Raw genomic sequence first — 12,873 nt, forward strand, 5'->3', positions numbered from 1 at the left:
GGACGCCGCCGAACAATTTTTAGGGAAAACCCCCGCATCGTATGGTGCGGGGGTTTTCTGCGTTACGGGCCCAGGGGATTGGTCTACGGTGGCCGCATGACCGCTGTCACCAGGAACGACTATGTCGTTCGCGCCATACGTCCCGACGACTGGGAACGGGTGAAGCAGCTGCGGCTGGACGCGCTCCGGGACCCCGTCGCGCACCTCGCCTTCCTGGAGACCTACGAGAACGCCGCGAGCAAGCCCGACTCCTTCTGGCGGGACCGGGCCGTCGGATCCGGTACGGGCTCCGACACCGCCCATCAGTTCATCGCCGAGGCACCCGACGGGACCTGGGGCGGCTCCGTCACCGTGCTCCTGGAGGAGCCCGGCACCCGGGACTGGGCCGGCAACCCGGTTGAACGGCGGCAAGGACACGCGGTGGGCGTCTTCGTACGGCCGGAGCACCGGGGCAACGGACTGATCGAGGCACTGTTCACGGCCGGCCTGGCCTGGGCGTGGCAGCAGGACGCCGAGCGGGTGCGGCTGTTCGTCCACGAGGACAACACCCGGGCCCAGGCCGCCTACCGCAGGATCGGGTTCGCGCCCAGCGGACTCATCGTGTCCTTCGCCCAGGACGAGACCGCGAACGAGCTGGAGTTCGTCCTGGAGCGGCCGTCCTAGACGGGCAGTTCCTGGTGCGGCCAGCGGGCGCGGGCCTGTTCGCGGGAGCGGAGCAGGGCGAGCGTCGGCAGGCCCTGGTCGGCTCCGGTGGCCAGCAGGCCGGGCAGCTCCGGGAGCGGAGCCACGGCCGCGATGTCGTCCAGGACCAGGGTCAGTGGTGGGTCGAGCCGACCGGAGGATGACCGTTCGGCCATGCGCCGGCCGCGCTCGACCACGCTGGAGACGAGGGCCGTCAGGAGCGGCATCGCGCCCGGATTGCTCCGTGGGTCCTCGATGGATGCACCGACCATATAAAGCGTGCCCCCTTCATGGACGAAGGAATCCAGGGCGAGGGCATCGGTTCGATGGGGCGTGCACGCCTCCCGGATGTTCACCGTGAAGAGCGCCGACAGGGCCCTGCTCGTCAGCTCCTGCGCGATGTCCCGGCGTTCGGGATGCGCGGTGAGTGCCGCCTCCAGTTCGCCGGCGGCGCCGGGCGCGGCCTTGGGATGGGTGCGCAGGGTGCGCACGGCGTCCTGGACCTGGGTGCCCTGCGACCAGCGGTGCACATGCCGGATGGTCCGGTTCTCCAGGGCGGCGGCGTGCAGGTAGCTGCGCAGGAGGATGGTCGCGGTGTCGGCCACCGCCTGATCGTTCCGGGCGGTGGGCCGTACGGGGGCGAGCAGTGCCGTCGCCCGGTGCAGTGCCGTCTGTCTGTCCTCGCAGCCAGCCGTGGGGGACCAGTGCAGGCGGGCCGGGGTGTCGCACAGGTGCGTGGGGTCGTAGAGCAGGGTGGGGCCCAGCTTGGCCCGGATGTCCTTGGTCTCCGCCCACAGCGCCGGGTTGGAGGTGACGAGGACGACGGGGCCCTCGGCGTCCCGTACGGCCTGGGCCGCGGCCGTCTGCCGGCCCTCCCTGGGCGCGAGGAGGACCTTGTCCCAGCCGCCCGCCCGGTCGCCGTCGGCGGGGAGGGGAAGGGGAGGAGGAGGCGGCGGCGCCGTCTGCCCCGCGGGCTCCACCGGGTGCGGCTCCGCGCGCGGCACGGGAACCTCGTGGCGGGGCTCCGGGACGTCGTAGCGGGGGTCCGGGGCCTCGTAGCGCGGCTGCTGGGCCTCGTACCGCGGCTCGGTGGGCGCGGGGTTCCGCAGGGCGTCCCGGGTCGCGGTGGCCCGTCGTGGCCTGGCCGCCCGCCACCGGGCCACCGTGCCCATCGCGAACACCGTGAGGACGAAGAGGATCATCAGCTGGCCGAGGAACAGGCCCCAGAACAGGCCCCAGCCGGGCAGCTGGGCGGGCGGGGTGTCCGGCCAGGCGCCGGGGAGGTCGTGCGGCCGGCCGATCAGGTGACGCATGGCCAGGGGAGTGCGGGTGAAGGTGACGCCGTCCGGCCAGGCGCCCTGGGCGAACCGGGCGGCCAGGCCGGTGGCCGTCCACACCAGGACGGTCATGCCGAGGAGGAACGCGAGGATGCCGATCAGCAGGCCGTCGGGGATGCCGCCCTGGCGCTCCCGGCGGATGTCACGGCGATCGTCCGGTCTCACGCTGTACTCCCTCTAGGCCACCGTCGACTCGGAGTCGCCCAGGTGCTGTTCCACGAAGGCCGCCGCCCGCTGCTCGGCCTCCAGCTCGGCCGCGCGCAGGGCGTCGTCGGCCGCCAGGTCGCTGGCCGACTCGGTCATGGCGCGGTCGGTGAAGACCAGCGGCCGTTCCGTCTCCGTGACCAGGTGTTTGACCACCTGGACATTGCCGTTGACGTCCCAGACCGCGATACCGGGCGTCAGCGTGGGGATGATCTCGACCGCCCAGCGGGGCAGGCCCAGGACCCGGCCGGTGGCTCTTGCCTCGTCCGCCTTCTGGGCGTAGATCGTCCTGGTCGAGGCCATCTTCAGGATGGCCGCCGCCTCCTTGGCCGCCGCCCCGTCGACCACGTCGGACAGATGGTGGACGACCGCGACGAAGGACAGGCCGAGCCGGCGCCCGAACTTCAGCAGCCGCTGGAACAGCTGGGCCACGAACGGGCTGTTGATGATGTGCCAGGCCTCCTCGACGAGGAAGATGCGCTTCTTCCGGTCGGGGCGGATCCAGGTGTGCTCCAGCCACACACCGACGATCGCCATGAGGATCGGCATGGCGATGGAGTTGCGGTCGATGTGGGAGAGGTCGAAGACGATCAGGGGTGCGTCGAGGTCGATGCCGACCGTGGTCGGGCCGTCGAACATGCCGCGCAGGTCGCCGTCGACCAGGCGGTCCAGGACCAGGGCGACGTCCAGGCCCCAGGCCCGTACGTCGTCTATGGCGACGTTCATCGCCTCCGCCGACTCCGGCTCGGGGTGCCGTAGCTGCTCCACGATGTCGGAGAGGACCGGCTGGCGGTCGGTGATCGTCTCGTTGACGAAGGAGTGCGCGACCTTCAGGGCGAAGCCGGCCCGCTCGTCCAGGCCGTGGCCCATGGCGACCTCGATAATGGTCCGCAACAGGGCGAGCTGCCCGGTCGTGGTGATCGCCGGGTCCAGCGGGTTGAGCCGGATGCCGTGATTGAGGGCGGCCGTCGGGTCGAGCCGGATGGGGGTTATCCCCAGCTCCTCGGCGATCAGGTTCCACTCGCCGACGCCGTCCTCGCCCTGCGCGTCCAGGACGACGACCTGGCGGTCCTTGAAGCGGAGCTGGCGCAGGACGTACGTCTTCTCCAGCGCCGACTTGCCGTTGCCGGACTCGCCGAGGACCAGCCAGTGCGGGGCCGGCAGCTGCTGGCCGTACAGCTGGAAGGGGTCGTAGATGTAGCCCTTCCCGGAGTACACCTCGCGGCCGATGATGACGCCGGAGTCGCCGAGGCCGGGCGCGGCCGTGGGCAGGTAGACCGCCTGGGCCTGGCCCGTGGAGGTGCGCACCGGCGGCCGGGTCGTCTCCACCTTCCCGAACAGGAAGGAGGTGAAGGCCTCGGTGAGGACGGACAGCGGATCCCGCATCGGAGAATCAGCCCCTACCTTCGGATGCCGGTGGCGAACGGAAGTGTGTTCACGAAGGCGCGGTGGTGCTCTCGGTCGCACCACTCCAGCTTGAGGTACGACTTGCCGGCGGAGGCCCTTATCGTGCGCTTGTCGCGGTTGAGGGCCTCCGGGGAGCGGGCGGAGACGGTGATGTAGCCGACCAGGTTGACGCCGGCGGCGCCGCTGGCGAGGTCCTCGCCGCGCTGGTCGAGCCGGTTGTGGGCGGCGATGTCCCGGGGGTCGACGGTCCGGTTCATCTTCGCGGCGCGGGACGCCTCGGCCTCGTCGTTGGTCTTCTCGGTCAGCATCCGCTCGATGGCGACCTCGGTGGGTTCCAGGTCCATGGTCACGGCGACCGTGCGGATGACGTCCGGGGTGTGGACGAGGAGCGGGGCGAGGAAGTTGACGCCGACGGGGGTCATCGGCCACTCCTTCACCCAGGCGGTGGCATGGCACCAGGGGGCGCGGGTGCTGGACTCGCGGGTCTTGGCCTGGAGATAGGTGGGCTCCACGGCGTCCAGCTCGGCCGGCCAGGCGTTGCGCTGGGTCATCGCCTGGATGTGGTCGATGGGGTGGTCCGGGTCGTACATGGAGTGGATCAGGGAGGCCAGCCGGCCCTGGCCGAGCGGCTGGCGGACCCGGATGTCGGCCTCCTGGAGCCGGGAGCAGATGTCGGTCAGCTCGCGGGCCATGACGACGGCGAGTCCGGCGTCCCGGTCCACCTTGCCGCGGGTGCGGGTCGCGCGGGCCATGGCGTGCGCCTCGGTGGCCAGTTCCCGGCTGTAGTGCATGCAGGCGACGAGGTAGGCGCGGTGCTGCTCGCTGCTGGTGGAGACCATGGACTGAAGCTGGTCGTAGGAGCTCTGGAGCCAGTCGGGGGAGCGGTCGTCGCCGCGCACGGCGACGTCCTTGGCGTGCGCGTCGGGGTCGGCGGGCAGGGTGCGGGCGAGCATCTGCAGCCGGGTGACGAAGCCGTCCCCGTTGGCGACGTGCTTGAGCAGCGTGCCGAAGCGGTCGACCAGGGCCTCCTGGTCCTCGGAGTCGCGCAGGCCGACGCCGGGGCCCTCGATCTCGATGGCGGCGGTGACCGTCTTGCGGTCGGCGTGCAGCAGGACGGCGATCTCGTCCGGACCGAAGGGCGCGGCGAGCCAGGTGATGCGGCCGATGCCGGGCGGCGGGCCGACCTCGATCTCCCGGCCGTCGAGCCGGGTGCCGGCCTCCATGGCGCCGGACCGGTAGACGGCCGCGCGCTTGACGGTCCGCTTGTACGAGCGGTTGATCTCGAACCACTTGTAGAAGGTGCGGTGCTTGTACGGCACGTAGACCGCGGCGAGCGCGAGCAGGGGGAACCCCGTCAGCAGCGCGATGCGCAGGGGCAGGACCGGTACGAGGAGGCCGCACATCATGCCGAGGAACGCGCCGGCGATGATCAGGGCGATCTCGCCGGATTCACGGTTCCGGCCGATGATCGCGTTCGGCCGGGCGCGGCCGATGAGATACGTACGGCGGGGCGTGACCGGATGGGACAGGTGGGACTCGGTCGTCAACGCCCTTCACCTCCCGAGCGGTTGTTGCGGGTGTTGCTGGCGTGCGGGGTGTTGACCGGGCTGGCCGCGCGGGGCGCGGGCGTGGCGGAGGGGACGGTTCCGCCGCCGTTCCCGGCCGGGGTACGGCTGCTGTGGGCGGCGACGCCGCCGGAGGCGGGGTTGGACTGGCGCGGGGTGCTGCTCGACTGGCCGGCCGCCGCGTTGCTGTCGGCGCGGGTGCTGTGGGTCTTGATGCCCTGCGCGACGAGGGTGGCGGGAGAGCTGATGACGGCGGCGGCCTTGCCCTCCGCGCCCCGCATGATGCGGTTGTTGCGGCCGCTGGCGATCTCGTCGCCGAAGCCGGGGACGAAGCGGTAGATCATCGCGCTGGCGAAGATGGCGAGCAGGATGATGGCGAGGCCGGAGACGACGGCGGAGAAGGCGTCGGGGCCGTTGTCGCCGGACAGGGCGCCGGCCAGGCCGAGGACGATCACGATGACGGGTTTGACGAGGATGACGGCGATCATGATGCCGGCCCAGCGGCGGACGTGGCCCCACAGGTTCTTGTCCACGAGGCCCGCGTAGACGACGGTGCCGAGGAGGGCGCCGACGTAGAGGAGAGCGGCGCGGATGACCAGTTCCAGCCAGAGGACGCCGGCGGCGAGGATGCTGACCAGGGAGACGACGATCAGCATGATGGGGCCGCCGCCGATGTCGTCGCCCTTCTTCAGGGCGCCGGAGAAGGTGCCGAAGAACGTGTCGGCCTGGTCGCCGGTGGCTTTGGCGAGGACGTCGGTGACGCCGTCCGTGGCCGAGACGACGGTGTACAGGATCAGCGGGGTGAAGGCGGAGGCCAGCACGGTGAGCCAGAGGAAGCCGACGGCTTCGGTGATCGCGGTGGTCAGCGGCACGCCGCGCACCGCGCGCTTGGCCACGGCGAGCAGCCACAGCAGGAGGGTCAGGATGGTGGAGGCGGCGAAGACGATGGCGTACTGCTTCAGGAACGCCTGATTGGTGAAGTCGACGGTAGCGGTCTCCTTGACGGCCTTACCGAGCTTGTCGACGGTCCAGGAGGCGGCCTCGGCGCAGCCCTTGGCCAGCGAGGAGAGGGGGTCGAGGGTGTCGGCGAGGGGGTTGTCGGGGCCGGAGGGGGAGGTGCCGGAGGAGCCGTTTTCCCTCTCGCACTGGTCCCGGGCGGCGCCAGGCACCAGGTCACAGGCGCCGGTGCTCTTCGTGGCCGTCGGGGTCGGCGTCGGGGACGGCGAGGACGGGTCCGTCGGCGTAGGCGTAGGGGCGGCGAAGGCACGCGCGGCCATGAGAACGGCGGCCGTCTGAACGGTCGCGACGGCGCCGGCCAGCGTGAGTACGCGGCGGTTAGCGCGCATAGGTGAACCCTCCGTACTCATCGACGGCCTTCGACATCTCATCTGAGCTGGAGGCCCTGTCATCGCCGGGGACGGGCGCTGGGCCCTCTTTCTGGGAGTGCGTGACGATCTTCCAGTCACCGGCGACCCAATCGAGCTTCATCGTGATGGTGAACCAGCTGTTGGTGACCGGGTTCGTGGACTTCTCGCCCGCGAGACCGAGTAGGCCGCTGCACCAGACCTCGACCGTCGCCGTGTTGTCGGTGGTCTCGGTGAGCTTCGTGCCGATGGGGCTCGTGCGTGACACGAACGTGTAGCCCTGCGGAGCGGTGCCGTCATCGTTCAGGCCGAGGGCCTTGGCGAAGGCGGGGGTGTACGCCTTGTCCAACGCCGCCTCGAATCCGGCTGCCTTGGACGGGGTCATCAGGGCCTGAATGATGGCGTCACGGCGGGGTTTGTTGAACATGTCGGCCGACCCCAGTGCCACCGCGTAGTTCGCCGCCGCGCTCTGGGCGCCCTGGGGGGTGTGGGGGAAGCCGGAGGGGATGGTGCCGGGGGGTGCGTTGACCGGCTTGGTTCCGGTGGGGGCGGTGGCGGCGGCCTTCGGCTGGTCGCTCTTCGTCGTCGGGTCCGGGTTTGTTTCTCCGTTGCCCCGGTTCGCGAAGGCGATGGCGGCGATGAGGAGGACCACCACGCCGACCACCGTGATCAGGCTCCTGGAGGAGGAGCGCTGGGGGCGGCGGGGGGCGCCGCCGTAGGGGTCGGGGTCGGGGAGGCGGGTCCGGGTCTGGCCCGGCGACGGGTGGTCGCCGTAGCCCTGGTAGTCGCGGTAACCCTGTTCGTCTCCGGGACTCATGCCGCGTACGCCCCCTCCACCTCGTAGACATACGACGGTAGCCGTGCTGGTTCCCGCGCGGGCGCGGTGTGGTGACTCGACATCAGGGAAACGCAACCTCAGCCGGTGGGCACGACGGACGGGTGGGGTGGAGGGGACAGCCGTGGCCGGGCGTGCCCGGGACGGGCGGGGCTACACCGCCATGCCGTACACGATGGTGAACAGTGTGCCGAGGGAGCCGATGATGAAGACCCCGGTGAGGCCGGCGATGATCAGGCCCTTGCCCTGCTCCGCGCTGAAGGTGTCCCGCAGGGCCGTGGCACCGATACGCTGCTTGGCCGCGCCCCATACCGCGATGCCGAGGCAGAGCAGGATGGCGACGGCCATGACCACCTCGATCATCACCTTGGCTTCGTTGCCCAGGCTGCCGAAGGGGCCCCAGTCCGGAGCGATCCCGCCGATGATGGTGTTGATGTCTCCCTTGTCGGCCGCAAAGAGCATGTAAGTCACCGCCCCTGGTGGGTAGTTCCGCGAGCCCCTGCGGGCGCAGAGGTCAGGCCTCATTGTCGCCGACAACCTCGCCAACGTATGTCGACTTGGCGTCATTCACTGGCAGGTTTCGTATGCGCGGCACCTACCGTCACTCTGTGTATCACGGCAGGTCACGCCGGGCAATGAGGTCGGAGCGGAACCTGGTGTGTGGTTCCGTCGTTGACCCCCTTACGACCTGCTCGGTGGTGACGGCCGGCCGGGTGAGCTGTCGTCTCGATGTTCTCACGGGCGCACTTTGGGGGGCCGCGCGGATTCACAGGGAAATCTCAGGGAACTCGTGGTCGCCTTCTCACCTTTGACGGTGAGACTGGAGACCGATGAAGCGCATCTCACGTGGCTCGGTCACCTCGCGTCCCGCGCTGCTCGGCGCCGTGGTGCTGCTCGCGCTGACCTCGGCCTCCGTGGCGTCCGCCGACGACGGGACGGGGCCGTTCGGGGTCACCGTGGACGCCGCCGCGAACCGGTGGAGCGCGCGGGTGGGCGCGCTGTTCGCCGCGGACGGGGCGGGCGGGCCGGCCGGCGGTCACTTCTGCACCGCGTCGGTGGCGCACAGCCCGCACGGCGATCTGATCGTCACCGCCGCCCATTGTCTGGACGACCCCGATCGCGGCCTGGTGTTCGTGCCGGGCTACCGCGGCGGGCGGGCGCCGTACGGGGTGTGGAAGGTGACGCGGCGGTTCCTGCCCGGCGGATGGGCCCGGGACCGGGACGAGGACAGCGACCTCGCCTTCGCCGCCGTGGCCGGGCGGGACGGGGGCCGGGTGGAGGACGTGGTGGGCGGCTACCGGTTCAGGCCCGGCGTGGCCACCGGCGCCACCGCGGTGACCGTCACCGGTTATCCGGGCTCCCGCGAGGTCCCCGTCACCTGCACCGACAAGCCGGTGCCGCACAGCCGTACCCAACAGCGCGTCGACTGCCCCGATTTCACCAGTGGCACCAGCGGCAGTCCCTGGGTGAACGGGGACCACGAGATCGTCGGTGTCCTCGGCGGTCACGAGGAGGGCGGCAGCACGCCCGGGACCTCGTACAGCGTGGTGCTGGGGTGCGCGGCGGCGGAGCTGTACGCGGAGGCGGCCGAAGGTTCCTGACCCGCCTCGCCGGTGCCGGTGCCCGGTGCCGTGGCGACCGCGGCGGCCTCATGTGCGCGGAGGCGGGCGCGAAATGACGCCACATCATGAGAAGGGGCTCCAGGATCTGGCCGGTATGGGGGAAAGTTGAACCGTGCGGAAGTCATGGGTGATCGGTGGGGCGGCCGTCGCGCTCGGCGTGAGCTTCGTGATGCTGCTGGTCGTCGGTGTGTACATGGTGGCCGGAAACCTGGTCAACGGGGTGACGTCGGGGAGCCGGGGGCTGGCGAAGGGGGCGGTGCCGGCCGCCTACAAGTCGTTGGTGCAGCGGTGGGGCAATCTGTGCCCGGCGCTCACGCCCGCGCTGCTCGCCGCGCAGCTGTACCAGGAGAGCGGGTGGAACCCGACCGTCGTCAGTCCGGCCGACGCGCGCGGTATCGCGCAGTTCATCCCCAGCACCTGGGCGACGCACGGCATCGACGGCGACGGCGACGGCAAGCGGGACATCTGGGACCCGGACGACGCCATTCCGTCGGCCGCCTCGTACGACTGCGAACTGGCGAAGTACGTCGAGGACGTGCCCGGCGACGTCACCGACAACATGCTCGCGGCCTACAACGCGGGCGCCTACCGGGTGATCCGGGCGGGCGGGGTGCCGGCCATCAGCGAGACGCGGAACTACGTCAAGCGGATCCGCAGCCTGGAGAAGAGCTTCGCCGCGCCGGTCAGCCGGCTCGACCCGTCCCGGCAGGCCGCCGGTGCCATCGCCTTCGCGCAGAGCCGGCTCGGCACGCCGTACCTGTGGGGCGGCAACGGCACCCCGGAGCAGGGCGGGCGCTTCGACTGCTCGGGGCTGACCAAGGCCGCGTACGAGAAGGTCGGGATTCCCCTGCCGCGTGTGGCCAACGACCAGTACAACGCCGGACCGCACCCCTCGCGGGACGAGCTGCTCCCCGGTGACCTGGTGTTCTTCTCCGACGACCTCACCAACTCGCGGGCCATCCGGCACGTGGGGATCTACGTCGGCGGCGGGTACATGATCGATGCCCCGCGCACCGGCGCCGTGATCCGCTTCGACCCGATCGACACCCCGGACTACTTCGGCGCGACACGGGTAACGGAGGAGGGCGCGCAAGCACTTCCCACGGCGGTGTGAACGATGCGTGAAGCTGTTCCCTGAGCTGCGGTGACGAGTCTCTCTTCGATAACGTCTGCGTGATCATTCAGTGGAGAGTGGAACGTATTCATGGTGCCCGTGCGTTCCTGTTGACGTAGCCGAGCGGACGTCAGTGCGGCAGTGCAGCGGAAGCGGATCTACGAACCACGGGGGGCTGGAGCGACGCACACCCGGTGCGTCCGGACGAACGACGAAGGGGCCGCAGCACCATGGCTGTACTCGCCGAATCCGGATCGAACCCCGACGTCGGCCTGCTGTACGACATTAACGGCCTGGCCAAGGACGCGCCGCACTGGTTCGACCGGGTCATGGAGTTCGTCGGCGAGTACGGACTGCTGCTCGCCATGGTGCTGCTGGTCCTGTGGTGCTGGTGGGGCGTGCGGCGCCGGGGTGGCGAGGAGGCGGCGCCGTCGGTGGCCGCGCTGGTGTGGGCGCCGCTCGCGGCGGGCATCGCGGTGCTGGTGAACATCCCGATACGGGGCTTCGTGGAGCGCCCCCGCCCCTTCCGGGACCATCAGGGCCTGGACGTCCTGGTCTCCGGCAAGGACGACTTCTCCTTCGTCAGCGATCACGCGACGCTCACGATGGCGCTCGGCGTCGGCCTCTTCGTCGCCAACCGCCGCTTCGGCCTCGCCGGCATCGGCCTGGCCCTGCTGGAGGGCTTCTGCCGGGTCTATATGGGCGTGCACTACCCGACGGACGTCGTGGGCGGTTTCGCGCTGGGCACGGCCGTCGTGCTGCTGCTGTCCCCGCTGGCCATGGCGCTGCTCACGCCGCTGATGCGGGCGGTGGAGCGCTCGCCCCGGGCGGGCCGGCTCATACGGCGGCGGACGGCGCCGGGTGTCCCGGTGCTGCCCGGTGCGCGCCGCTCGGCGGAATCCGGGGAACGCGACCTGGCCGCGTAGCCGGCGGCGGCCGGCCCCTCCTCGGCGAAGGGCCGGCCGTGACCGTTCCTACAGCCCCTGCGGGGACGAGAAGAACCTCGTGGGGTCGTACTGCTTCTTCACCTTGCCCAGCCGCGCGGCCGCGTCCCCGTAGTACGCCTTCTTCCAGTTCTTCAGCGTGGGGTCGGTGTAGTTCTGGTAGGCCGCGCCGGAGGCGTACGGCGCCATCGCCTTGTGCGCCGACGTCAGCCAGGACTGCGCCGTGGCACCGGTGGCTCCCGCGCCCCAGGAGGCGAGGTACTGGGCCAGCATCCGCGAGCGCCGGTGGACGAACGCGGTGGCGGTCGGGGAGACCCGGTTGACCGCGCCGCCGAGTGCCGTGAAGGCGATGCTGCCGCCACCGCCGCGCACCGCGGCGATCTGCTTCAGCACGGTCTGGATGCCGGCCGCGGACAGCGAGCGGTCGAAGAAGTCGGAGCGGGCGGCGTACGTCTCCCGGCCGAGCCGGCCCTGCGGGGAGCGGCCCGGGGTGGAGCCCGGCAGATGGCACTGGGCGTCGGTGGCGAAGGAGGAGCAGCCGGCGTAGATCTCCATGGCCTCCTCGTAGCCGCGGCGGCGCAGGGAGACGGAGCGGGCGTTGGCACCGGCCAGGTGGGCCAGGCGGTCCACGGCGTTCTGCAGCTCGCGGTAGGTGCCGAGGGAGAAGCAGGAGACGGAGACGGTGGGGGTGCGGCCCGGCGAGCAGGCCAGGTGCAGGGAGGACCAGATCTCGTCGGGCTGGGACGGTCCCCACTCCTGCCAGGCCTTGAGTACCTTGGCGGCCTTGGACCACGGCCAGGTCAGGTAGGCGGTGACGGCCTGCGGCGCGGTGTGGGTCCTGAAGTGCAGTTCGGTGACGATGCCGAAGTTGCCGTTGCCCGCGCCGCGCAGCGCCCAGAACAGGTCGGCGTGGTGGCGGGTGTCGGCGGTGAGCTGGGTGCCGTCGGCGGTGATCAGGGTGGCCTGGGTGAGGCTGTCGCAGGTCAGGCCGTAGGCGCGGGAGGCGACGCCGTGGCCGCCGCCGAGCACCAGGCCGGAGACGCCGACGCTGGGGCAGGAGCCGGCGGGTATGGTCACGCCCTTCGCGGCGAGCGCGCGGTAGACGTCGATCAGCTTGGCGCCGGCGCCGACGACGGCCTGGCCGCCGCTGACCCGGATCCGGTTCAGCCGGGACACGTCGACGATCAGCCGCTGGTCGCCGGAGGAGTAGCCGGCGTAGGAGTGGCCGCCGTTGCGGATGGCGACCTTGACGCCGTGCGCCCGGGCGTACGCCAGGGTGGTCCGGATGTCGGCGGGGTGCGCCACGTAGGCGACCGCGGCCGGTTTCAGGCTGTCGAAGCGGGTGTTGTAGAGCTGGTGGGCGGTCTTCCAGGAGGCGTCGCCGGGCCGTACGAGGGTGCCGTCCAGGTCCCGGGCGAGGGCCGTCCAGTTCGCGGCGGCCCTGGCCGAGCCGGTGGTCCGCAGGGCGCCGAGGGAGACCGCGCCCGTCAGCGGTGCCGTGGGCGTGGCGGAGCCGTCGCCCGCTCCGCACGCGGTCAGCGCGGTTGTCGCCAGGGCGGCCGCGCCGCCCGAGATGAACGTACGCCGTTCCATGTCCGTCGCCCTTTCGTCGGCCCTCGTGGAACGAGACGGTGCCCCGCGCCCTGGGGTTCCGCCGAACGGGTGAGGAACGGCGTACGCGTGTGCGGGTGACCGTCTCGTCGGAACCTCCATGTGCTCTCCCCGTGAGCATTCCGTGACCTAACCAGGCCGACGGCAGGGGTTCACTCTGCGTTCATTTCTGGCCATCGGCGGCTTCAC

General features: G+C 71.1%; 11 protein-coding genes. 4 read left to right on the forward strand and 7 right to left on the reverse strand.

The window, feature by feature from the left end; all coding sequences use genetic code 11:
- Nucleotides 1–96: 96 nt before the first annotated feature.
- Nucleotides 97–663, forward strand: coding sequence for a GNAT family N-acetyltransferase (locus ABD350_RS24915; RefSeq protein ID WP_344350560.1), 567 nt, complete (start codon nucleotides 97–99; stop codon nucleotides 661–663).
- On the opposite strand, the gene ABD350_RS24920 is transcribed toward ABD350_RS24915, so the two are convergent.
- From ABD350_RS24920 to ABD350_RS24945, 6 genes are all read right to left on the reverse strand, one after another.
- Complete coding sequence (locus ABD350_RS24920; protein ID WP_344350561.1) at nucleotides 660–2,183, reverse strand: type IV secretory system conjugative DNA transfer family protein; 1,524 nt, start codon at nucleotides 2,181–2,183, stop codon at nucleotides 660–662. The two genes, ABD350_RS24915 and ABD350_RS24920, sit on opposite strands and share 4 nt — an antisense overlap.
- Before the next feature lie 12 nt (nucleotides 2,184–2,195).
- Nucleotides 2,196–3,608 carry an ATP-binding protein gene (locus tag ABD350_RS24925; RefSeq protein WP_344350562.1) on the reverse strand — a complete coding sequence of 471 codons (1,413 nt, stop codon included), beginning with the start codon at nucleotides 3,606–3,608 and terminating at the stop codon, nucleotides 2,196–2,198.
- Between the two features lie 14 nt (nucleotides 3,609–3,622).
- Complete coding sequence (locus ABD350_RS24930; RefSeq protein ID WP_344350563.1) at nucleotides 3,623–5,176, reverse strand: SCO6880 family protein; 1,554 nt, start codon at nucleotides 5,174–5,176, stop codon at nucleotides 3,623–3,625.
- The gene (locus tag ABD350_RS24935; protein WP_344350565.1) at nucleotides 5,173–6,540 is read right to left on the reverse strand and encodes a hypothetical protein; all 1,368 of its coding nucleotides are present in this window, start codon (nucleotides 6,538–6,540) and stop codon (nucleotides 5,173–5,175) included. Before ABD350_RS24935 ends, ABD350_RS24930 begins: the two co-directional genes overlap by 4 nt.
- Nucleotides 6,530–7,375 (reverse strand): DUF8175 domain-containg protein, encoded by an 846-nt coding sequence (locus ABD350_RS24940; RefSeq protein WP_344350567.1) that lies wholly within the window; start codon nucleotides 7,373–7,375, stop codon nucleotides 6,530–6,532. Before ABD350_RS24940 ends, ABD350_RS24935 begins: the two co-directional genes overlap by 11 nt.
- Nucleotides 7,376–7,546: 171 nt before the next feature.
- On the reverse strand, nucleotides 7,547–7,855 hold the full coding sequence (locus ABD350_RS24945) for a hypothetical protein (protein ID WP_014673544.1): 309 nt from the start codon (nucleotides 7,853–7,855) through the stop codon (nucleotides 7,547–7,549).
- A gap of 368 nt (nucleotides 7,856–8,223) precedes the next feature.
- Here ABD350_RS24945 and ABD350_RS24950 point away from each other — a divergent pair, with 368 nt between their 5' ends.
- From ABD350_RS24950 to ABD350_RS24960, 3 genes are all read left to right on the forward strand, one after another.
- Complete coding sequence (locus ABD350_RS24950) at nucleotides 8,224–8,994, forward strand: trypsin-like serine peptidase (RefSeq protein WP_344350568.1); 771 nt, start codon at nucleotides 8,224–8,226, stop codon at nucleotides 8,992–8,994.
- A 133-nt stretch (nucleotides 8,995–9,127) separates the two neighbouring features.
- Entirely contained in the window at nucleotides 9,128–10,129 is a 1,002-nt protein-coding gene (locus ABD350_RS24955) for a C40 family peptidase (protein ID WP_344350569.1), read from the forward strand.
- A gap of 230 nt (nucleotides 10,130–10,359) precedes the next feature.
- The gene (locus tag ABD350_RS24960; RefSeq protein WP_344350570.1) at nucleotides 10,360–11,055 is read left to right on the forward strand and encodes a phosphatase PAP2 family protein; all 696 of its coding nucleotides are present in this window, start codon (nucleotides 10,360–10,362) and stop codon (nucleotides 11,053–11,055) included.
- Nucleotides 11,056–11,103: 48 nt separating this feature from the next.
- Here ABD350_RS24960 and ABD350_RS24965 read toward each other — a convergent pair whose 3' ends face one another.
- Nucleotides 11,104–12,666 (reverse strand): FAD-binding oxidoreductase, encoded by a 1,563-nt coding sequence (locus tag ABD350_RS24965; protein ID WP_344350571.1) that lies wholly within the window; start codon nucleotides 12,664–12,666, stop codon nucleotides 11,104–11,106.
- Between the last annotated feature and the right edge of the window lie 207 nt (nucleotides 12,667–12,873).

The sequence above is a fragment of the Streptomyces nogalater genome (assembly GCF_039532885.1).
Taxonomy (GTDB): domain Bacteria; phylum Actinomycetota; class Actinomycetes; order Streptomycetales; family Streptomycetaceae; genus Streptomyces; species Streptomyces nogalater.

Excerpts from the sequence above, each read along its gene's own strand:
- ABD350_RS24915 (WP_344350560.1), top strand. The coding sequence starts at position 97 with ATGACCGCTGTCACCAGGAACGACTATGTCGTTCGCGCCATACGTCCC.
- ABD350_RS24925 (WP_344350562.1), bottom strand. The coding sequence starts at position 3,608 with ATGCGGGATCCGCTGTCCGTCCTCACCGAGGCCTTCACCTCCTTCCTG.
- ABD350_RS24935 (WP_344350565.1), bottom strand. The coding sequence starts at position 6,540 with ATGCGCGCTAACCGCCGCGTACTCACGCTGGCCGGCGCCGTCGCGACC.
- ABD350_RS24940 (WP_344350567.1), bottom strand. The coding sequence starts at position 7,375 with ATGAGTCCCGGAGACGAACAGGGTTACCGCGACTACCAGGGCTACGGC.
- ABD350_RS24945 (WP_014673544.1), bottom strand. The coding sequence starts at position 7,855 with ATGCTCTTTGCGGCCGACAAGGGAGACATCAACACCATCATCGGCGGG.
- ABD350_RS24950 (WP_344350568.1), top strand. The coding sequence starts at position 8,224 with ATGAAGCGCATCTCACGTGGCTCGGTCACCTCGCGTCCCGCGCTGCTC.
- ABD350_RS24960 (WP_344350570.1), top strand. The coding sequence starts at position 10,360 with ATGGCTGTACTCGCCGAATCCGGATCGAACCCCGACGTCGGCCTGCTG.
- ABD350_RS24965 (WP_344350571.1), bottom strand. The coding sequence starts at position 12,666 with ATGGAACGGCGTACGTTCATCTCGGGCGGCGCGGCCGCCCTGGCGACA.